16 protein-coding genes and 3 pseudogenes are annotated in these 21,096 nt (G+C 72.7%); 5 read left to right on the plus strand and 14 right to left on the minus strand.

Annotation, left to right across the window (positions count from 1 at the left end):
- Positions 1–11: 11 nt before the first annotated feature.
- From B9S57_RS26405 to B9S57_RS26430, 6 genes are all read right to left on the minus strand, one after another.
- Positions 12–203 (minus strand): ferredoxin, encoded by a 192-nt coding sequence (locus B9S57_RS26405; RefSeq protein WP_103759715.1) that lies wholly within the window; start codon positions 201–203, stop codon positions 12–14.
- Positions 204–254: 51 nt separating this feature from the next.
- Positions 255–1,478, minus strand: coding sequence for a cytochrome P450 (locus B9S57_RS26410; RefSeq protein ID WP_103759716.1), 1,224 nt, complete (start codon positions 1,476–1,478; stop codon positions 255–257).
- A gap of 47 nt (positions 1,479–1,525) precedes the next feature.
- Positions 1,526–2,713: an NAD(P)/FAD-dependent oxidoreductase gene (locus B9S57_RS26415; RefSeq protein ID WP_103759717.1), complete on the minus strand. Its 1,188-nt coding sequence runs from the start codon at positions 2,711–2,713 to the stop codon at positions 1,526–1,528.
- 91 nt (positions 2,714–2,804) lie between these two features.
- Positions 2,805–3,452: a TetR/AcrR family transcriptional regulator gene (locus B9S57_RS26420; RefSeq protein WP_103759718.1), complete on the minus strand. Its 648-nt coding sequence runs from the start codon at positions 3,450–3,452 to the stop codon at positions 2,805–2,807.
- Between the two features lie 405 nt (positions 3,453–3,857).
- Positions 3,858–4,310 (minus strand): flavodoxin family protein, encoded by a 453-nt coding sequence (locus B9S57_RS26425; RefSeq protein WP_103759719.1) that lies wholly within the window; start codon positions 4,308–4,310, stop codon positions 3,858–3,860.
- 80 nt (positions 4,311–4,390) lie between these two features.
- Positions 4,391–6,655, minus strand: a complete 2,265-nt coding sequence (locus tag B9S57_RS26430) for a cation-translocating P-type ATPase (RefSeq protein ID WP_103759720.1) — start codon at positions 6,653–6,655, stop codon at positions 4,391–4,393.
- A 202-nt stretch (positions 6,656–6,857) separates the two neighbouring features.
- Between B9S57_RS26430 and B9S57_RS26435 the strand changes: the two genes are divergently transcribed.
- Complete coding sequence (locus B9S57_RS26435) at positions 6,858–7,328, plus strand: hypothetical protein (protein WP_258036622.1); 471 nt, start codon at positions 6,858–6,860, stop codon at positions 7,326–7,328.
- Between the two features lie 258 nt (positions 7,329–7,586).
- Here the strand turns inward: B9S57_RS26435 and B9S57_RS26440 are convergent, their stop codons facing one another.
- The 3 genes and pseudogenes from B9S57_RS26440 to B9S57_RS36290 form a co-directional block, all read right to left on the minus strand.
- Positions 7,587–8,915: an enolase C-terminal domain-like protein gene (locus B9S57_RS26440; protein ID WP_103759721.1), complete on the minus strand. Its 1,329-nt coding sequence runs from the start codon at positions 8,913–8,915 to the stop codon at positions 7,587–7,589.
- Positions 8,916–8,963: 48 nt separating this feature from the next.
- Positions 8,964–10,301 carry a gluconate:H+ symporter gene (locus B9S57_RS26445; protein ID WP_103759722.1) on the minus strand — a complete coding sequence of 446 codons (1,338 nt, stop codon included), beginning with the start codon at positions 10,299–10,301 and terminating at the stop codon, positions 8,964–8,966.
- 80 nt (positions 10,302–10,381) lie between these two features.
- Positions 10,382–10,543, minus strand: a pseudogene (locus B9S57_RS36290) (5-dehydro-4-deoxyglucarate dehydratase); the annotation flags it as partial.
- A gap of 148 nt (positions 10,544–10,691) precedes the next feature.
- On the opposite strand from B9S57_RS36290, the gene B9S57_RS26455 reads away from it, so the two are divergent.
- Positions 10,692–11,480, plus strand: a complete 789-nt coding sequence (locus tag B9S57_RS26455; protein ID WP_103759723.1) for an IclR family transcriptional regulator — start codon at positions 10,692–10,694, stop codon at positions 11,478–11,480.
- A gap of 42 nt (positions 11,481–11,522) precedes the next feature.
- Here B9S57_RS26455 and B9S57_RS26460 read toward each other — a convergent pair whose 3' ends face one another.
- From B9S57_RS26460 to B9S57_RS26475, 5 genes and pseudogenes are all read right to left on the minus strand, one after another.
- Positions 11,523–12,740, minus strand: a complete 1,218-nt coding sequence (locus B9S57_RS26460; protein WP_103759724.1) for a cysteine desulfurase-like protein — start codon at positions 12,738–12,740, stop codon at positions 11,523–11,525.
- Positions 12,741–12,817: 77 nt separating this feature from the next.
- Positions 12,818–12,985, minus strand: a complete 168-nt coding sequence (locus B9S57_RS34625; RefSeq protein ID WP_181011474.1) for a hypothetical protein — start codon at positions 12,983–12,985, stop codon at positions 12,818–12,820.
- A gap of 345 nt (positions 12,986–13,330) precedes the next feature.
- A complete protein-coding gene (locus B9S57_RS26465; RefSeq protein ID WP_103759725.1) occupies positions 13,331–14,860 on the minus strand; it encodes a polysaccharide lyase family 1 protein in 1,530 nt (509 codons plus the stop codon).
- Positions 14,861–15,526: 666 nt separating this feature from the next.
- Positions 15,527–15,967, minus strand: a pseudogene (locus tag B9S57_RS26470) (acyl-CoA dehydrogenase family protein); the annotation flags it as partial.
- Positions 15,968–16,082: 115 nt separating this feature from the next.
- Positions 16,083–17,291 (minus strand): CaiB/BaiF CoA-transferase family protein, encoded by a 1,209-nt coding sequence (locus B9S57_RS26475; protein ID WP_103759726.1) that lies wholly within the window; start codon positions 17,289–17,291, stop codon positions 16,083–16,085.
- A 288-nt stretch (positions 17,292–17,579) separates the two neighbouring features.
- Between B9S57_RS26475 and B9S57_RS35840 the strand changes: the two genes are divergently transcribed.
- The 3 genes and pseudogenes from B9S57_RS35840 to B9S57_RS26490 all read left to right on the plus strand — a co-directional run.
- Positions 17,580–17,966: an aldolase/citrate lyase family protein gene (locus B9S57_RS35840; protein WP_258036623.1), complete on the plus strand. Its 387-nt coding sequence runs from the start codon at positions 17,580–17,582 to the stop codon at positions 17,964–17,966.
- A 278-nt stretch (positions 17,967–18,244) separates the two neighbouring features.
- A complete protein-coding gene (locus B9S57_RS26485; protein ID WP_103759727.1) occupies positions 18,245–19,657 on the plus strand; it encodes a hypothetical protein in 1,413 nt (470 codons plus the stop codon).
- Between the two features lie 104 nt (positions 19,658–19,761).
- Positions 19,762–21,006 (plus strand): annotated as a pseudogene (locus tag B9S57_RS26490) (AAA family ATPase); the annotation flags it as partial.
- Between the last annotated feature and the right edge of the window lie 90 nt (positions 21,007–21,096).

Genomic DNA, 21,096 nt, shown 5'->3' on the forward strand with positions numbered 1-21,096 from the left:
CCGCCGTCGTGTCAGTCCTGGACCGTGATGGCCAGGGCCGGGCAGACCGCCGCGGCCTGCTGGACGTCGTCGGCCCGCTCCGACGGCGGCGCGGGGTCGAGCAGTACCGCGATGCCGTCGTCGTCCTGGTCGAACACGTCGGCGGCGGCGACCACGCACTGCCCTGACGCCACGCACCTGTCCTGGTCGAGGGTCACCTTCATGAGCACTCCTTCGTCGTCGGTGTCGCTTGGTGTGGATACGGGATGAGGGGGTCACCAGGCCACGGGCAGTTCGTGGACGCCGTAGACGGCTCCGTCGTGCTTGAACGACAGCTGCTCCAGGCCGGTGTCCAGACGCAGGGTGGGGATGCGCCGGTAGAGAGTGCTGTAGACGACCTGCAGCTCCATGCGGGCCAGCGGCTGGCCGAGGCACTGGTGCACGCCGAACCCGAAGGCGACGTGGCGCCGGGCGTCGCGCCGGAGGTCGAGCCGGTCGGGGTCGGAGAAGACCTCGGGGTCACGGTTGCCGATGTCGTTGGGCACGATGATCCCCTCCCCCGCCCGGATGACCTCGCCTGCGATCTCGATGTCCTCCCGAGCCACACGCCGCCGGCCGCCATGGGTGATGTTGAGGTAGCGCAGCAGCTCCTCGACGGCGCCGGCGACCGTCTTCGGGTCGTCCGTGTCGCGGAGCAGGGCGAGCTGATCCGGGTGTTCGAGGAGGGCGAGGGTGCCCAGGGCGATCATGTTGGCGGTGGTCTCGTGTCCGGCGAGCAGCAGGAGTACGCCCATCTCCGCGGCCTCGAGGCGGGTCAGCTCCCCCGCCTCGACGCGCGTGCCGAGTCCCGACAGGAGGTCGTCGGCGGGGCGGGCGATCTTGTCGCCCATCAGCTCGTCCAGGTACCCGGTCAGTCTGCCGTGGGCAGCGGCCCGCTCCTCGGGCGCCGCGCTGCGGCTGATGAGGGCCCTGCTGTTCTCCTGGAAGAAGTCGTGGTCGGCGTACGGCACGCCGAGCAGTGCGCAGATCACGAGGGAGGGGACCGGGAGGGCGAACGCCTGGACGAGGTCGGTCCGGGCGGGGCCGGACAGCATCTCGTCGATGAGTCCGTCCACGATCTTCTGGACGGCGGGCCGCAGGGCCTCGACCCGCCTGATCGTGAACGGAGCCGTCACCATCCGCCGCTGACGGGCGTGTTCGGGGTCGTCCATCAGGATGAAGCTGAAGCCCGACCCCCTCAGCGGCGCGGGGCTGGGATAGCCGGGCCGGGTGACGTCGGCGCTGATCCTCGGGTCGGCGAGGAGGGTGCGCTGGTCGGTGTAGCGGGTCACCAGCCAGGGCGTGGTCCCGTCCCACAGGCGGACCTTCCTGAGCGGCCCCTGTTCCTGCTCGGCCTTCAGGGCGGGTGGCGGGTCGAACGGGCACCCCGTCGTCCGGGGCATCGGGAACTCCGCGGCCCCGGGCTCGTGGGCCTCGGGCGGACGTACCGAGCTGGTCATCGCTTCCTCACTTCGTCGTGCGGTGGCTGACGTTGCGTCGACCGCGCTCACGGCGCGGACGGCTCGGGGGACAGGACAGGGCGGCCGATCTCGGGACGGCGCAGCCGTGCCTGTCTGGGCATGTTCCAGCCGAGGACGCCGGCGACCCGGCCGTCGCGCTGGTAGCGGACCACGAAGCGCCCGGTCGCGGGGTCCCCCTCCACGACGGTGGCCTCGGCATCCGGACCGAGCCGGCCGTGGGCCTGGATCCGGGCGTCGAACTGGTCGGTCCAGAAATAGGGCACCGGGACGTACGGCCGGTCGGCGCCCAGGATGTTGTCCGCGACGGCGAGGGCCTGCTCGGTGGCGTTCGTACGGTTCTCCAGGCGGATCGGGGCACCGAAGAGTTCGTGGTGCCAGGCCGCCACGTCGCCGACGGCGTAGATTCCCTCCGCCGCCCGGCAACGGGAGTCGCAGAGGAGGCCGTCGTCGATGCTCAGCCCGCTGCCCGCCAGCCATCCGGTGGCGGGATCCGCGCCGATGGCGACCACGACCACCTCGGCCGGGAGCACCTCCCCGGTGTCCAGGCGCACTCCGCTCACCCGGCCCCGGGCAGCCGTCAGTCCGCCGACCGCCTCGCCGAGGCGCAGCCGCACGCCGTGCCCGGTGTGCAGGGCGGCGAGCCGGCCGGACACCAGGGGTCCGAACTGGGCCAGCATGGGCGCCGGCCGAGGACCGGCGAGGGTGACGTCCAGGCCCATGGAGCGTGCGGTGGCGGCGATCTCGGAGCCGAGCACCCCCTCCCCGACCACGACGAGCCGCCGCGAGGCAAGGAGGTCCGACCGCAGTGCGAGCGCGTCGTCGAGTGTCCTCAGCACATGCACGCCCTCGGCGCCCCGGGCGCCCGGCAGGGATCTCGGCCGGAGCCCGGTGGCCACGACGACGGTGTCGGGCTTCAGTTCGCGGCCCGACGCGGTGCGGACCGTGCGCGTCCCTGGATCGAGGCCGGCCGCCGGATCGCCGAGCAGGAGTTCCGCGTCCAGGGCCGCCAGGACCTCGGCGGTGCGCAGCCGGGTCGTGTCGGGGGATCTGGTGCCGGCCAGCACCTGTTTGGACAGGGGAGGGCGGTCGTAGGGCGGGTGGAGCTCGCCTCCGAGCAGCGTCAGCCGGCCGCGGTAGCCCTTGCGGCGCAGTGCCTCCGCGGTGGCCAGCCCGGCGGCGGACGCGCCGACCACGAGAACGTGGGAGGGGGTCATGGGGCCTCTGTTCTCGGCACCGGCAGCCCGCAGGGACCCGCTGGTGCGCGGATGGGGGGGAGGAGTGAGGGGAGGGGGAGACGCAGGGCCGTCAGCGGCAGCGCGTGACCGGGGCCGTCCAGAGTCCGACGACGGCGTCGATGAGGCCGGTGGCGGCCTCGTGCCAGTTCGTGCGGGGCGTGGCGGTGTTCGCGGCGAGCGCGCGTTCACGTTCCGCGCAGGTGTGGAGGATCAGGTTGCGGGACATCGCCGCACGCTCGACGTGGACGTCGGCCGGCAGGTCGGGCAGGCACCTGTTGAGCCCTTCGAGGGTGCGCAGCGTCGGCGGGCAGGCGAGCGACTCCTCGGCCATGATGTCCTGCAGTGCGGGGTCGGTCATGACCTGGGCGCAGAACCGCGCGAACCAGGTGGGACTGCCCAGGGCGGCCAGGTGCTCGGTGGTGGGGCGCACCAGGCAGGCAACCCACTCCCCTATGTCCGTGGGATCCTCGATTCCGGCCAGCAGGCGCGCACGGGCCTCCTCGATCTGCCGGCTGTGCTTCCGGGTGATCGCACGCACGAGGTCGGCCTTGGTCCCGAAGTGGTAGCCGACGGCGGCGTTGTTGCCCTGCTGCGCGGCTTCGCTGACCCCGCGGTTGGACACCCCGTAGACGCCGCGCTCGGCGAAGAGCCGCTCCGCCGCGTGCAGGATGAGCTCCCTGGTCCCCTCGGCCTGCTCGGCCTGCGCCGTCCGTTCCATGCGCCGTCTCCTCGGTCGAGGCGTTCGGGGCATCCAGGCAATCCGGCCCGGCCACGTCGGTCAAGCAGCTGACTTAAAGATGGCCGAGATGGTCACACACCTGCCGCGGGAGGGTCTCCGGACCTCCGCTTCGCCCGTCCCACCTGCCACGACCGGTCCGCGGGTGCCGGTCGCCCGGGTGACGTCCGCCGCCGCGCACCACGCCCCGCGCCCGGCACGGCCCGGTGAGTGGAGCCCCTCATGCCCGTGGGGAATTGGCGCAAATCCGAAGGGCGCGCCAGGACCGCGTGGCGTCCTGACCGCTTTCGCTCAGGCCTCCTGCGGCAACGTCCTGAACGCGTTCGCGCAGGCGCCTCCTCGCGGTGGCCCGACGGCTTTCGCGCACACCCCGTACCTGTCAGGACCTCACTCCATCAGTCCGGCGGCGACGGTCGCCCCCAGCTCCCAGCACGCCTCGGTGTCGGCCCTGCCCGGCTCGCCGGTGAGGGTCACGGCGTCGGCCGTACGGCGCCATCCGAGACCCGTGGTGATCGCCTCGATGCCCCGGACGGCGCCGGTGACGTCGTTGCCGCCGTGGACGTAGTAGCCGAAGGGCCGGCCCTTCGTCGCGTCCAGACACGGGTAGTAGACCTGGTCGAAGAAGTGCTTCAGGGCGCCCGACATGTATCCGAGGTTCGCCGGGGTACCGAGCAGGTAGCCGTCGGCGGCGAGCACGTCGGACGCCGTGGCGGCGAGCGCGGCCCGCCGCACGAGGCGTACGCCTTCGATGTCGTCCGTCGTCGCGCCGGAGACCACCGCCTCGAACAGCGCCTGGCAGTTGGGCGAGGGCGTGTGATGCACGATCAGCAGAGTGGCCACACCTCCAGACCCTGCCGCTCCGGCCCGCCGGACGCAAACCCCGGGGCGCGTGTCGCCACGCGCCCCGGGGGACATGCGTCTCAGCCGGCCGCGCGGAAGCCGCGCAGGCGGAGGCTGTTGCCGACGACGAAGACCGACGAGAAGGCCATGGCCGCTCCGGCGATCATGGGGTTGAGCAGGCCGGCCGCGGCGAGCGGGAGGGCCGCCACGTTGTACGCGAAGGCCCAGAACAGATTCGTGCGGATCGTGCACAGCGTCCTGCGCGAGAGCCGGATCGCGTCGGCCGCCACCCGCAGGTCCCCGCGTACGAGGGTCAGGTCGCCGGCCTCGATGGCGGCGTCCGTGCCCGTCCCCATGGACAGGCCCAGGTCCGCCTGGGCGAGCGCGGCCGCGTCGTTGACCCCGTCGCCGACCATGGCGACGCTGCGCCCCTCGGCCTGGAGCTTCCTGACGACGTCGGCCTTGTCCTGCGGCATGACCTCGGCGATGACCTCGCCTATGCCGACCTCGGCCGCGACGGATTCGGCGACCGCCCTGTTGTCGCCGGTCAGCAGGACGGGCGTCAGTCCCAGCGCGCGCAGCCGCCGCACCGCCTCGGCGCTGGTCTCCTTGACCGCGTCCGCGACCTCGATGACCGCACGCGCCTCGCCGTCCCAGGCCACGGCGATCACGGTCCTCCCGGCCTTCTCGGCCAGGTCCTTGGCGTTCCTGAGCTCTTCGGGAAGCACGACGGTCCATTCGGTCAGCAGCTGCTCGCGGCCCACCAGGACGGCGTGGCCCTCCACCACACCCTGGACACCGAGGCCGGGGATCCCCGCGAAGTCGTCGGGCACGGGCAGTTCGCCCACCCGTCCGGCCGCGCCCTCGGCGACCGCACGGGCGATCGGGTGCTCGGAGGAGTGCTCCAACGCACCGGCGAGGCGGAGCACTTCGGACTCGTCCGTGGACCCGGTGGTGTGGACCTTCAGCAGCGTCATGCGGCCCGTGGTGACGGTGCCCGTCTTGTCGAGGAGGATCGTGTCGGCCCTGCGGGTGGTCTCCAGGACCTCCGGCCCCTTGATCAGGATGCCCAGCTGCGCCCCGCGTCCGGTACCGACGAGCAGGGCGGTGGGCGTGGCCAGCCCGAGGGCGCACGGGCAGGCGATGATCAGCACGGCGACGGCGGCGGTGAAGGCCGTGGTGAGTCCGGCTCCCGAACCGAGCCAGAAGCCGAGCGTGGCGAGGGCCAGCCCGATGACGACCGGCACGAACACGGCGGAGATCCGGTCGGCCAGGCGCTGGGCGGCGGCCTTGCCGCTCTGGGCCTCCTCGACGAGGGCGGCCATCCGGGCCAGCTGGGTGTCGGATCCGACCCTGGTCGCCTCGACGACCAGGCGGCCGCCGGCGTTCAGCGTGGCACCGGTGACGGGGTCGCCCACGGAGACCTCGACCGGCACCGACTCACCGGTGAGCATCGAGGCGTCCACGGCCGAGGAACCCTCGACGACCGTCCCGTCCGTGGCGATCTTCTCGCCCGGGCGGACGAGGAATCGGTCTCCGGCCCGCAGGGCAGAGGTGGGCACGGTGGTCTCGCGGCCCTCGCGCACCACGGTGACCTCCTTGGCGCCCATCTCCATGAGCGCCTTGAGCGCGGCTCCCGCCTTGCGCTTCGAGCGGGCCTCGAAGTAGCGGCCGGCCAGGATGAAGGCCGTGACCCCGGCCGCGGCCTCCAGGTAGATGTTCCCCGCACCGTCGCTGCGGCCGATCGTGAACTCGAACGGATGTGTCATGCCGGGCTCTCCGGCGGTCCCGAGGAACAGCGCCCAGAGGGACCACAGGAACGCGGCCGACGTACCGACGGAGATCAGGGTGTCCATCGTGGCCGTACCGTGCCTGGCATTGGTCCAGGCGGCGCGGTGGAAGGGCCAGGCCGCGTAGGTGACGACGGGGGCGGCGAGCGTCAGGGAGAGCCACTGCCAGTAGTCGAACTGGAGGGCCGGGACCATCGCCATCGCGATGACCGGAGCGGCGAGGAGGGACGCGGTGGCGAGCCTCCGGCGCAGCGAGAGCAGCTCGCCGCCGGGTTCGTCCTCGCCCGGGTCGGCGGACGTCGTCGCGGCGCCCTCGGCCCGGGGCGGGTCCGGCCGCCGGGCGGTGTAGCCCGTGGCCTCGACCGTGGCGATCAGGTCGTCCACCGAGACGCCCTCGGCGTAGGTGACCCCGGCCTTCTCCGTGGCGTAGTTGACGGTGGCCTCGACCCCCTCCATGCGGTTGAGCTTCTTCTCGATGCGCGCCGCGCACGAGGCGCAGGTCATGCCGCCGACGGCGAGCTCGACCCGGGCGGCGCCGGAAGTCCTGGGAGTCATGTCCTGCTCCTCGTCCGAACGGGACCGGTATACCCCTGCCGGGTATCCATTTCCTCTCCAGATATACCCCCCATCGGTATCCTTGGCAAGTCACCCCGGGACCCTTGGGCATACCCCTGTAGGGTATGGACTCGATCATTCCCCGTACGTCCTGACCGAGGCACTGATCGACGCACTCGCCTCCGCGGCGCCGAGCCGCATCGTGAACGTCACGTCGAGCGCGATCGCCGCGGCGCAGACCGTCTTCGACGACGCCGAACCGCCGGGCCCCCACTACGGCCTGGCCGTCACCGGGCGGGCCGAGCCGGCCCATCTCGCGTACTCGATGGAGCTCGCCGGGCGGCTGGAGCCCCGGGGCATCGCGGTCCTCGCCGCCGATCCCGGCGCCGCCGCCACCGACAACGCCTCGCACATGACCATCGACATCCTGCCGCCGGCCCTGCGGCCGCACTGGGAGCAGATCCAGCAGGCTGTCTCGGCACACGTCACCTCCGCCGCGACGGGTCCCCTGGCCGCGGCCACCGATCCGGCCCTGGAGGGGCGCACCGGACTGGTCGTCGGACCCGCCGGGACCGTGGACGAGACGCTCCTGGCGTTCGTCACCCCCGAGCTCACCGCGGCCGTACGCACCTGGACGGCCAGGCTCATGGCGACGGCCGGCAGTGCGTCCTGACGGGCGGTCGGAGGGGCGGACATGACGCCTCTCGCGTGGGAAGCCGGCGCGCCTACCGGCTGCCGGTACCGACTCGCCGTGTTGTCGGCTCGCGACTTCCGGCCCGGTCGGCGGATGAACTCGCGGTGGTCCTCAGCCTTGAGCCGAGTGTGCTCCGCCGACATGAAGTGAGCCCGATCGGGCACGTCCTGGCACCAGCACCGCGCCCTGGCCGGTCCGCTCGCTCTCCCGGACCGGCTTCCCCGCCCCGGCGCGCGACTACCGCACCAGGCAGGGCCGCTTGGCGTCGAACGTCCAGCCGGGGATGAGGTACTGCATGGCGTCGGCGTCGTCGCGCGCCCCCAGCGCCTCCTTCCTGTACAGCTCGTGGGCCGCGAGCAGGCGGTCCATGTCGAGCTCGACACCCAGGCCGGGGGCGTCGGGGACGGCGATCTCGCCGCCGGTGATCCGGGGCGGGTTCACCGTGAGCCGCTCCAGACCCTCCTGCCAGATCCAGTGCGTGTCCAGGGCGTTGTACGCACCCGGGGCGGCGGCTCCGCAGTGGGTGATCATGGCGAGGGAGATGTCGAAGTGGTTGTTGGAGTGGCAGCCCCAGGTCAGCCCCATCGCGTTGCAGAGCTGCGCCACGCGCACCGAGCCCTGCATGGTCCAGAAGTGCGGGTCGGCCAGCGGGATGGACACGGACTGCAGGGCCAGGGCGTGGGTGAGCTGCCGCCAGTCGGTGGCGATCATGTTGGTCGCGGTCGGAAGCCCCGTGGCGCGGCGGAATTCGGCGAGGATCTCGCGCCCCGAGTAGCCGTCCTCCGCCCCGCAGGGGTCCTCGGCGTAGGCCAGGGTGTCCACCAGCGGGGAGCACAGCTCGATCGCTTCCCGCAGCGACCAGGCACCGTTGGGGTCCAGGGTGATGCGCGCGGCGGGGAAGCGGGCCTTCAGCGCGCGTACGGCCGCGGCCTCCTCCGCGCCCTCGATGACGCCGCCCTTGAGCTTGAAGTCCTGGAATCCGTAGAGGTCGTGGACGGCCTCGGCCTGGCGGACGATCGCCTCGGGAGTGAGGGCCTCCTCGTGCCGGATGCGGTACCAGTCGACGTCGGAGGAGGGCTCGCGGACGTAGTCGAGGCCGGTGCGGTCGGGGTCGCCGACGTAGAAGAGGTAGCCCAGCACCCGTACGGAGTCGCGCTGCCGCCCGTCTCCCAGCAGCGCGGCGACCGGGACGTCGAGGTGCCGGCCGAGCAGGTCGAGCAGCGCCGACTCCACGGCCGTGACGGCGTGCACGGTGGTCCGCAGGTCGAAGGTCTGGGCGCCCCGTCCGCCCGAGTCCCGGCCGGCGAAGCGGCTCCCGATCTCCCGCAGGAGGCGCTTGTAGTCACCCACCTTCGCGCCGACGACCAGCGGCCCGGCGTCCCGCAGGGTCCGGGTGATCTTCTCGCCCCCGGGCACCTCCCCCAGTCCCGTACGGCCCTCGGAGTCCTTGAGGACGACGATGTTGCGGGTGAAGAAGGGGCCGTGGGCGCCGGAGAGGTTCAGCTCCATGCAGTCACGGCCGGCGACGGGATAGACGGCGAAGTGGGTGACGGTCGGCTGGTTCATGCGGGTCGGACTCCTTGGGTACGAGTGGGGCGGGCCGGGGATGGGAGTTCAGAGACCGAGGGTGTCGAGCGCCCGCTCCGCCGCCAGGACTCCGCCGAGTCCGAGGACGGCGAGGACGGTCGTGTAGCCGGTACGGACCTTGATCGCCTGGACGACCGAGAGGTTGAAGTACTCCTTGAAGAGCCAGAATCCCGGGTCGTTGACGTGGGAGAAGGCGATCGACCCGCACGAGACGGCGAGCACCATCATCTCGGGGTGGGTGCCGCTGCCCGCCAGGAGCGGCAGCACCACGCCGGAGGCGGTGACCACGGCGACGGTCGCCGAGCCGAGCGCGATGCGCAGGATGGCCGCGATGAGCCAGGCGAGGATGATCGGCGAGATCGACCAGTGCTCGGTGATGTCCTTGATGTAGTCGGATGTCCCGCCTTCGACGAGGACGTTCTTGAAGGCGCCGCCCGCGCCGATGACCAGCAGGATCATCGCCATCGCCCGGGCCGCGGAGGCGCAGGAGGCGCTGACGTCGGCCAGGCTGCGGCCGATCCGTGGTCCGAGGGCCCAGGCCGCCAGGATCAGGGCGAGCAGGAGGGCTATGGGCGCGGAGCCGATGAAGGCGACCCCGTGGAGGAAGGGGCTCTCGCCGGTCGTGAGCATGTCGGTCACGGCCGCACCGGCGATCAGCACCACCGGGAAGAGGGCGACGAACAGCGACCAGCCCATGCCGGGCATCTCCTCGTCGGTGAACTCGCGCTCACTGACGAGGCCCTTGGGTATGGAGGGGTTCATCGCCCTGACGAACGGCAGGCGCGGCCACACGAGCGCGACCAGCGCACCGGCGGGCACCGCGATGAACAGGCCGTAGACGAGGGTGTGTCCGACGGAGGCGTGGAAGGTCGCGGCGACGGCGGTGGGTCCGGGGTGCGGCGGCAGGAAGCTGTGCATGGTCGAGAGCGAGATCGACATCGGCAGGCCCACCCAGAGCAGGTTCACGCCGGTGGCCCTGACGAGGGTGAAGGCGATGGGCACGATGATGATGAAGGCGACCTCGTAGAACATGGTCACGCCGATGAGCATGGACGTGACCACCATGGCCAACTGCACCCCGCGCGGCCCGAAGGCGTCGAGCAGCTTGCCCGCGATCCGCTGGGCCGCTCCGGAGTCGCCCATCACCCGGCCGACCATGGCGCCGAGTCCGATGGTGAGCATGGTGTCGCCGATCTGGCCCCCGATGCCGGCGGAGAGGACGTCCGGGATCTCGACGGCGGGGATCCCCTGGACCAACGCGACGCCGACCGCCACGAGGAGGAGCGCGGCGAAGCCGTTGAGCTTCATACGGGTCATCAGGAGCAGCAGCACGAGAACGCTGATCCCGACCACGAGGAGCGGCATGTCGGTTCCCCTTCGAACTGTCGGACTGTGGGAGCACCGGCCGGGGGCGACAGGCCGGCGCGGTGGGGTGGGGTGGGGGCTCAGGCGGTGCGGTGCCGCGGGGCGCCGACCAGGTCCGGCCCGGCGTCGAGGATCTTCGCCAGGCCGGCGAGGTCGGCCGGGCCCGGGTCGGTGAGCGGGGCGCGCACGGGGCCGACGGCGAGGGGGAAGGAGTGCGCCCCGCCCGCCATGCCGTCCCGCAGCCGCTGGGCGAGGCCTTCGGTCTCCGCGCTGAACCGCTCCACAATCCTCATCCTCATATGCAGATGGCGTGCATGTATGAGAACGGAGGTTAGGCGGGTGAACGCGACGGGGTCAATGGGTGCGGCGGCCCGGACCTAGGATGTGCGGATGCCGGAGAACAGCGGAGTGCGTGGGGTGAAGTCGGCGTCCCGCACCGTCGCGCTGCTCGAACTCCTCGCGGCACGGGGGGACCGGCCGGCCCGCCTCGACGAACTCGCCGAGGAACTGGGCGTACCGCGCAGCAGCATGTACCAGCTGCTGCGGACCCTGATCGACTGCGGCTGGGTGCGCACCGACACGACGGGGTCCCTCTACGGCATCGGCATCCGCGCCCTGCACACGGGGACGAGCTATCTGGACAGCGACCCGCACGTCCGCGCGGCCCGCCCCTATCTGGACGAGGCCTCGGACGCGCTCGGCGAGACGATCCACCTGGCCCGGCTCGACGGGCCCAGCGTGGTCTATCTCGCGACACGCGAGTCCCACGAGTACCGGCGCACCCTCAGCCGGGTCGGCCGCAGGATCCCGGCCCACGCCGGAGCCCTCGGCAAGGCGCTGCTCGCCGAGCGCCCGGATGACGAACTCCCCCTGCCCGAGGGGCCTCTGACGCCCCGGACGGAGCACACGCACACCGACCGCGCCGCCCTGCTCGCGGACCTCGACGGGGTGCGCGAGCGGGGGTACTCCATCGAGCGCGAGGAGACGGTGACGGGCATCGCGGGGTTCGGGTTCGCTCTGCGGTACGACGCACCGGCCGTCGATGCCATCAGCTGCTCGGTCCCGCTGACACGGCTCGACGAGGAGCACGAGACCCGGGTCGTGGCGGTCATGCGGGAGATCAGGACGAAGATCGAGAGCGTCCTGTCCCCCGCGTCGGGCGCTCCCGACTGGCGCTGATCCGCGCACGTCCGGAACACCCGGCAGGCGTCCTCCCCGGTGTCAGCCGCAGGGCGCGTCGAGTGCGTTCAGGAGCCGGTCGACGTCGTCGTCGCACGTGTAGGGCGCGAGACCGACCCGTACGCCGCCCTCGTCGCCCAGCCCGAGCCGCCGGGACGCCTCCAGCGCGTAGAACGATCCCGCCGGTGCGTCCACACCGCGCTCGGCCAGCTGCCGGGACACATCCCCCGGGGCCCTGCCCGCCACCGTGAACAGGGTGGTCGGGGTGCGCCGTGACGCGCGCGAGTGCACCGTGACGCCGTCCAGCCTCGCCAGCCCCTCCTCGATGCGGCCGCGCAGCCGGTCCTCGTGCGAGGCGAGCGCCGTGAACGCGCGCTCCAGACCTTCGCGCCGGCTTCCGGCGCCGGGGGCGAGGCCGGCGAGGAAGTCCACGGCCGCCGTCGCACCCGCCAGCAGTTCGTAGGGGAGCGTGCCGAGCTCGAAGCGCTCGGGCACGGCGTCGGAGGAGGGCAGCAGCTTGTCCGGCCTCAGCCTCTCCAGCAGTTCGCGCCGCCCGGTCAGGACGCCGAGATGCGGTCCGAGGAACTTGTACGGCGAGCAGACCAGGGTGTCGGCGCCGAGTGCGGCCAGATCGACCGTGACGTGCGAGGCGTAGTGCACCGCGTCGACGTGGAACAGGGCGCCCGCCCCGTGCACCAGCGCAGCGAGGGCCGGAACGTCGGGGCAGGTGCCGATGAGGTTGGAGGCGGCGGTGACGGCGACGAGCCGGGTGCGGGACGACAGCACGGCCTCGACGTGTCCGGCGTCCAGCTCACCCGTCGCGGGGTCGAAGTCGGCCCGGCGGACCGTCGCCCCCACCGCCTCGGCGGCTTGGACCCAGGGCCGGATGTTCGAGTCATGGTCCAGCCGGGACACCACGACCTCGTCCCCCGGACCCCACTCCTTGGCCAGGGTGCGCGCCAGGTCGTAGACGAGCTGTGTGGCGCTGCGCCCGAACACCACCGTGTCGGCCTCCGAGCCGAGCAGATCGGCCAGGGCCCCGCGCGCGCCGGCCACGATCGCCTCGGCGTTGCGCCCTCCTTCCGTGAGCACGCCGCGGTTGGCCAGCGGGCGGGTGAGGGCCCCGGTGATCGCGTCGACGACCTGCTGGGGCGTCTGGGTGCCACCGGGTGCGTCGAAGCGGGCGGTTCCCGCCTTCAACGCAGGGAAGCAGGCGCGGATCGCCTCCACGTCGAGGGTGTGGCCGGTCTCGCTGTTCAAGGGGGACTCCGGGAGGGGAAGGGGCGGACTGGTGGAACGGCGCGGGGCGGCGGAACGGCTCGGCTGCCTACGGCACGTCAGAAGGGACAGCGCTCGATGGCGGCCAGAGCGGTGACCCACTGCATCTCGAAGAAGGTGTCCGGACTCGCCCTGCCGCCGCCGCCCGCGGCACGCCAGGAGCCGTCGAAGATCTTCGCCGACCAGCTCGGCCCGGATGCCGCGGAGGCGGAGTCTGTGCTGGTCATGAGAGTCCTTGGGGGCAGTCGGGTGCGGTTCGGCCGGTGGGGAGCTCGGGCGGCCCGGTCCTGCGATTGCACCACAGGGCTCGCGGACCCTCGCCCTCGCGGGAGGCCGCGGCGGGGGCGTCCACCGCCCCGCGCTCCTCGGCTCCCCGGCGCACGTGGAGGACGGCGCGTACGGAGGACTCCGGCCCCCGGACACAGCGGAGCGGGAGACCGTCGCCTCCGACGGCCCCCCGTTCCGGGCGAGCGGGCGGCAGGCCGTCGCCCCGGCACCACTGGCCCCTGCGCCCGGCCGCCCCGGAAGGTTCCGGGGCGGCCGGGCCCCCGGAACCTTCCGGGGCCTCGCCGCTATCCGGCGTACGTCTCGAACTCGGCGACCCTCGGGGTCCCCGTCGAGCCGGTGATCTCGAACGTGAGCTTCTTCAGCGAGGTCGTGGGGATGGTGATCGCACCCGCCCCGCTGCCGGAGGTCAGGACGGCACCGGTGTCACCGTTCAGGAGCCTCCAGGAGCCGATCGCGGAACCCGACGCCTCCTTGATGGCGACCTTGGACACGGAGGTGGCGGTGGACCACTTGACCGAGACGGAACCGGTCGAGCCGACCGGTGACCAGTAGGTGCTCAGGTTGCCGTCCCGGACGTTGCCGTAGCTCGTCCCGGACGCCTTGCTGGAGCCGTCGGCCCCGGCCGTGAGGCTGAGGTTGGTCCCGCTCGGCTGGGTGGGGTCGGGCGTGGGGTCCGTCGGGTCCGGGGTCGGCGTCGGCGTCGTCGGCGAGCAGCTGCCGTCCGACACCTTCAGGCCCTTGCCGGCGCCCGCCGTCTGGCCCACGACGCTCGGTACGCAGCTCGCGTCGTCCAGGCTGAACGCGTAGGGAATGCTGACCGTGGTGTTGGACGTCGGGTCCGGACCCGCCGGGTTGTTGTCGTCGGCGTGCTCGGACCAGGTCACGTTGTCGAAGATGTTGTTGCTGACCTGCCAGTACCCGGCCGCGTCGGTGTAGAAGGTGCCCAGGACGTCCTTGGAGTCCTTGAAGTAGTTGTTGTCGACCTTCGCCTTCGCCCCGGCCCGGGAGTTGATGCCGGACTTGGTGAGGTTCACGTAGTAGTTGTTGTACATGTGGGCGATGCCGCCGCGCAGCAGGGGAGCGCGCGAGTCGATGTTCTCGTACAGGTTGTGGTGGTACGTGATGAACCCGTTGGAGAGCTCGGTCTCGCTGGACCCGACGAGGCCGCCGCGGCCGGAGTTGCGCAGGGTGCTGTAGGACAGCGTGACGTACCGCGTGTTGTCCTTCATGTCGAAGAGCCCGTCGTAGCCTTCCGACTCGCCGCCCGACGCCTCGAGCGTGGTGTGGTCGACCCAGACGTTGCGGACGTCGCTCTCCATGCCGATGGCGTCACCGCCGTTGGACGTGGGCGAGCCGGACTTCTTGACGTTCTTGACCGTCACGTTCTGGATGATGATGTTGCTGGACTCACGGATGTGGATGCCCAGCTGGTCGAAGACGGCACCGCTGCCGACACCGACGATCGTGACGTTGCTGATCTGCTTGAGCTCGATCACCCCGGCGGCGGTGTTGCAGCTGTCGCCCGACACCTTCGCGGTGTTGCCGTGGTTGATCGTCCCCTCGACCTCGATGATGATCGGGGTGCTGTCGCTGGCCCGGTTGCACAGGGCCGTGTGGATCGCGGTACCGGTGGTGGCCCGCACCGTCTGTCCTCCGGCCCCGCCGGTGGTTCCGCCGTTCTGAGTCGCGTAGCCGGTGGCGCCACCCGCTACCGCGGCCGACGCCTCGGGCATCGTCAGGACCACGCCGGTCGCGCCCGCGACCGCCATCGTGGCCACTGCCGCATACAGTCGCCGTGCGACTGATCGTCTCATGTTCGTGTCCCCATTCGTCTTCGCATGCTGAGGTGATCAGCTGCTTCGTGCCGCGGTCGCAACGGCGTACCTCCGGGGCTGCCGGCCCGGTCGAGGGGCAGCCTCACAGGCTGGTTGTGCAGGTACCTTTCGATGCGTCCGGGACGGCCGTTCAGCCGTGTCCCGGACCCTGGGCAGGCCGTTGCCGTTCCGGTGGCGGCTCGTGCACGTACGTCGCGAAGGCCGTCGCGACGGACGCTTCCACCGGAACGGCGCCCAGAAGGGGAAAGCGCTTTCTGTCCGTGACAATAGAGCGGCCCGGTTCCGACTGACAAGGTTCATGACACTTGTGAATCGCTGCTTCCGCATGCCTCGCCCGGCCACCCGCACCCCCCGGGGGCCACAGACCGCCACGAAGGGCATGGACCGCCCAACTCTTGTGCTGGTGAGGCGACTTGGTACGCAGATCAGCTCGGCCGGATGTGCGAGCGAGCCGGTCTGTCACGGAGAGCAGCGGCCACCCGCGCGGACGGGCCGGTCGGCCGGCGCACAGGTGGGTCCGGGGAACGCTCCCCCCGACGGGACACCCGCCGTCTGCCCGACCGCCGAGTGCCGTCCGCCGGGTGCGTACACCGCACCTCACGAGCCGCCCGTCCGCCGGGCGCCCGCGTCACGCACCCCGCGTGTTCACGCGTCGAGACCTCCCCGTTTGCCGAGCCGGCTCGCGATGACGTTGCGCTGGATCTCGTTGGTCCCCTCCCCCACGATCATCAGCGGTGCGTCCCGGAAGTAGCGCTCCACGTCGAACTCGGTCGGGTAGCCGTAGCCGCCGTGGATGCGTGCGGCGTCGAAAGCGATCTGCATGGCCGTCTCCGAGGCGAACAGCTTGGCCATGCCGGCCTCCGTGTCCACCCGGCGCCCCGCGTCCGCCTCCTGGGCGGCGCACAGGGTGAGTTGACGGGCCGCTGTGAGCGAGGTGGCCATGTCGGCGAGGTAGCTGCCGACGGAGTGGTGCTGCCAGATCGGCTTCCCGAAGGTCTCCCGCTCCTGGGCGTAGGCGAGGGAGTCCTCCAGTGCGGCGCGTCCGACGCCCAGGGCACGGGCCGCGACCAGGAGGCGGCCGGTCTCAGCCCTTTCGCCTTCGCACTGTGCTGACGATGAACTGCTCGTCCTCGGACAGGATGTCGAGGGTGCTCCTGTGATGCGGCCTCCTTGCCGCAGGTCCTGCTGGTGTGCCTGGTGGTCAGATGGCGCCGTGGGCACGCAGTTCGCCGATCCGGGCGGGCGTGTAGCCCAGGTGGGCCAGGATCCGGTCGGTGTGCTCGCCGAGCGCGGGCACGGCGTCCATGCGCGGGGGCGTGCCGGCCAGGTCGACGGGCGGCACCAGGGCCGTCACCGTCCCGCCGCCGGGTACGGTCACCTCCCGCCAGCGGTCCCGGGCTGCCAGCACGGGGTGCTCGAGGAACTGCTTGACGTCGTTGACCGGGGCGTTGGCGATGCCGATGGAGTCGAGCAGCTCCATCACCTCGGTGCTGTCCGACAGGCCGATCCGCCCGGCCACCAGCGCGTCGACCTCGTCGCGGTGGCTCACCCGGGCGGACCCGGTGGCGAAGCGCGGGTCGTCGGCGAGGCCGGGGGCGCCGAGGAACCGCTCGCACAGGGCGGCCCATTCGCGCTCGTTCTGCACGGAGAGCAGGACGTCCTTGTCGTCGGCCGCGGTGTACGTGCCGTACGGGGCGATGGTGGCGTGCCGGGTGCCGACCCTGGGCGGCTGGGTGCCGCTGTACGCCGTGTAGTACGCGGGCTGGCCCATCCATTCCGCCAGCGCCTCGAACAGCGAGACCTCGACGGCGCGCACGGATCCGCGGGTGGCGCGCGTGAACAGGGCGGTGAGGATGCCGCTGTAGGCGTACATGCCCGCGGCGATGTCGGCGACCGACACCCCGGCCCGGGCGGCCTCCTGAGCGCTGCCGGTCAGGGAGACGAGGCCGGTCTGGCACTGCACCAGGAGGTCGTAGGCCTTGCGATCCGCCCACGGCCCGGTCGATCCGTATCCGGTGACGGAACAGGGGATCAGTGAGGGGAAGCGCTTCGCGAGGTCGTCGGCTCCCAAACCCATGCGCGCGGCGGCGCCGGGCGCGAGGTTCTGCACGAACACGTCGGCCTGGCCGAGGAGTTCCTCCAGGACCTGCCGCCCCTCCGTCGACTTCAGGTCCAGGGTCACCGACTCCTTGGACCGGTTCAGCCACACGAAGTAGCTGGACTGGCCGTGCACCGTGGTGTCGTACGCCCGGGCGAAGTCTCCGCCGCCCGGGCGCTCCACCTTGATCACCCGCGCGCCGAGGTCGGCGAGCTGACGGGTGGCGAAGGGGGCGGCCACCGCCTGCTCGACGCTCACGACCGTGATGCCTGAGAGCGGCAGGTCATCGGCGGGCGCTGCGTTCTCTGCCATGCGTTGTCCTCCGGAGATGTCGGTGAGCCGAGCGGGAGTACCATCATGTGCATTCATGTGAAGGCAATCGACCGGCGCCGGGCCCTGACCCTGTCGGTCACACTGATGAGCGCGGGCTCCCTGACCATCGTCCACCCCCCGGCCACGACGTCATCGGCCTCCGGGCCCCGGCCCTGCTGGTCCTGGCGTGGCTGGCCCAGGCCTCTCCGTGGGCGGCGCATTCGGCTCCAGCGCCTCCTACCTCTCGGAGATCGCCCCGCGGGGCGGCGCGGTTTCCACTCCAGTTGCGTGGACCTCGCCGCGCAGCTCGGAGTCGCCCACGACGACACCCTGGCCCTGGCGCACGCACGTTCACGCGTCGTCCTCGCCTCGGCGGCGGCCGGGATCAGCCCCCCGGTGGACGGCGTCATGGCCACCGTCCGGGGCCCGGAGACTCTGGCCGCGGACACGGCCCACGCACGTCGGCCGGGATTCTCGGGCAAGCTCTGCGTCCATCCGGCCCAGATCGCCACGGTCGCCGCCGGCTTCGCCCCGACGGACGGCGGCCCGCGCTGGGCGCGGTCGGTCCTGGAGGCCGGGGAGGCGGTGACGACGGTCGACGGCCACAGGGTCGACAGGCCGGTGCTGGAACGCGCACGGAGGATCCTGGGGCAGGCCGTGGACACCGGGGGGTGACGGCCGGCTCCCTGCTCACGGAGGAGGAACGGGCCCCGGACGGCGCCGACACGGCCTGCGCGTGGCGGTGGGCGGGGTCGTCCGAGGCCGGTGCGCGGGCTCCGAGGCCGGTGCGCGGGCTCCGGGGCCGGTGCGCGGGCCCTTCCCCGCCCCCGGACGCGCCCCGGACGCGCCCCGGAAAAGGTGTGGATCCCACGGACGGCCCCGGCTAGGCTCCCGCCGATGACTACTCGACGTGTTCGCAGATTGGGGGTCCCGTCCGCGCAAGGTGAGTGCTGATGCTCACCGGAACCGCGTGCGGAGATTCCCGCATTTCCCTCTGGCTGCACGTGCGCGACGTCGCCGTGCCGCCCCTCATGATCCGGACGGCGACGGCCCGGCGCACCGTCGGTGACTGGGCGGGGGCGTGTGCCGCCGCCGGATTCGACGTCGACCTCGACCTGCGTCACGTCTCGCGGGTCCACGGCCGTGACACAGCGGCCCGCCTCCGGTCGGACCTGCGCCGGCTCGCACCCGACCTGCTGCGGTGGCACCTGCCGAGGACCGCACCCGACGGCTTCCTGCGGCCGGGCACGACACTCGTCCTCGCCCGGTACGAGGAACCCGGCCGCTCACGCCCGGTGGACCTCGTGGCCCGCACCGCCCCGGCGTGGGCGGACGCCGGGCAGCGGATCAGCCTCGCCGTGTGGGACGGTCCGGTTCCGCCCGGCCGGGGGTCCGGACCGCGCGGCTACCGCGCCCCCGACCGGCGATTCCGCCTGGACCTGCACCGCCATCTGTGGGACGCCGGCCGCAGCGACGAACTGCGCGGGCGTTCGGGGGCCGGCGCCCCCGCCTTGCCCGCCCCCGCGTGGGCGTCTCCGGTACCGGACCAGGAGCGCTTCGCCCTCGGCAGATGGGCCGCCGAGGCGGCGCTGCTGCTGACGGCGCAGGGGCGTGCCGACAAGGGCCCGGTCACGGTCCGGCTCGGCGCCCGGCGCCGTGTCCTGCTGGACGTACGCCCTTCTCCGGTGGCCCCAGGGGAAGGTGACGGGACGCCGGAGGTGCGGTCGGCCCGCGTCGTGCGGGCGGGCGCCTGTGCCGGGCTCCCCGTCCTGCCCGACGCCGCCACCTGGGTCCTGCCCGATCTGGAGCTGCTGCGCGGCGGTTGGATCGCGGCCGACCGGCTGCACCCCCTGGTCGCGTCGGCCCTGGCACCCGGGGCGTGTTCGGGCGGCCCCGGCGCCGACACGGACACCACTGTCGTGCCGCGCACCGTGGAGTGCCGCGGCTCCAGGCACCGGATCGGCCTGGTCGACGGGGTGCTGGCCCCACTGGACCACGACCCCGCCGAGGTCCGGCGGGAGGAACTCCTCGCCGCGCTCACCGGCACACCGCTCCCCTGTCTCCAGGTCATCGACGCGGCGCACCGCAGTCCTGAGTGGCTCACCGACGTCTGCGACCGGCTCGCGCACGGGGATTCCGCCGGCGCGCTGGCCCGGATCGAGAGCACGCTCGGGGCCGGTGCGCTCCTGCGCGACGGCGAGCTGCGCGACGCACTCCACCAGGCCGCCCGACGGCGGGTCGGGCACGGCCTGTTCAGGTCCGGGCTGACCGGTGGCGGCCCCCGGCGGCAGGAGCCGCCCGGTGGGACGCCGTACCGCCTCACCCCCCACCCTTCCCGGTCCCGTCCCCGGCGAGCCTCTCCCTGACCTGTTCCGGCGGTGGATCCACCTCCGTTCCGCCCCCTCGCCTCCCCTCGCGCGCCCCTCTCCGCGGACGCGACCGTCCTCGACCACTCCACAGGTGATGCCTCATGCCCACGTACACCCCGTTCTCCGAGGTGCCGCGACCGGCGGCCCCCTCCACCGCAGCCTCCGCGCCCGTCTCCGCCGCCTCCCTGCCGGCCTCCCGTCTCGACGTGTCGGGTGAACTGCTGGCGCTGCTGCGCGACACCACCACCGCCCCACGCCCGGATGCCCAGTTGGAGGCACTGACCCTGGCCGTGTCGGCCGACCTTCCCGTGCTGCTCTGGGGCGAGCCCGGCATCGGCAAGACGGCCGCGCTCACCCAGCTCGCCGACACCCTGGACCTGCCGCTGACCACGGTGATCGCGAGCGTGCACGAACCGTCGGACTTCTCCGGCCTGCCCGTCATCGGGGACGATCCGGCGCAGAACGGCATCCCCATGGCTCCACCGGACTGGGCGGTGCGGCTCGTGCGGGCGGGACGCGGGCTGCTGTTCCTCGACGAGCTGTCCACCGCGCCGCCGGCGGTGCAGGCGGCGCTGCTGCGGCTGGTGCTGGAACGCCGGGTCGGCGCCCTGCGCCTGCCGCCCGACGTCCGTATCGTGGCCGCCGCCAACCCCCGGTCCTCCGCCGCCGACGGCTGGGAGCTGAGTCCGCCGCTCGCCAACCGGTTCGTCCACCTGCAGTGGGTCCACGACGCCGAGGTCGTGGTCCGGGGTCTCGGCGGCGTCTGGCCCCGGGCCTCGCTGCCGGCGCTCGACGCCGCCAGGCTGCCCGAGGCCGTGGTCTTCGCGCGCCGCGCGGTGTGCGGGCTGCTGGGTGCGCGGCCCGCCCTGGTGCACCGGCTTCCCTCGGGCGAGACCCGGCGGGGCGGCGCCTGGCCCTCGCCGCGCAGCTGGGACATGGCGCTGTCCCTGATCGCGTTCGCCACCGCCGCCGGCTCGTCCCGCGACGTCCTGTCGATGCTCGTCCGAGGCACGGTGGGCGACGGTCCCGGGCTGGAGCTGCTGGCCTACCTGGACAGGATGGACCTCCCGGACCCGGAGGACCTGCTGGCCGATCCCGACGGCGCGCGGCTGCCGGACCGCGGCGACCTGCGGCAGGCGACGCTGGACGCGGTGGTCGCCGCGGTCCGGGCGCGCCCCGAGCGTGCCCGGTGGGACTCCGCGTGGGCGCTGCTGGCGAAGGCGGCGGAGACCGGCGCTCCCGATCTGCTGGTCGTCCCGGCGACGACGCTCGCCTCCCTGCGCCGGGACGACTGGGACGTACCCCTCGTCGGCGTACTGCCGTGCGACGCGGCGGCGGGCCGGGTCCGTCCCCTGTGCGGGGGCACGGAAGGCGTCGAGCTGCTCGGCGGCGGGGGAACGGACCTGCGCACGGGCTTCACCCGCGCCCTGGAGTCC

The organism is Streptomyces sp. SM10 (assembly GCF_002910915.1).
In the GTDB taxonomy this organism is placed as follows: Bacteria; Actinomycetota; Actinomycetes; order Streptomycetales; family Streptomycetaceae; genus Streptomyces.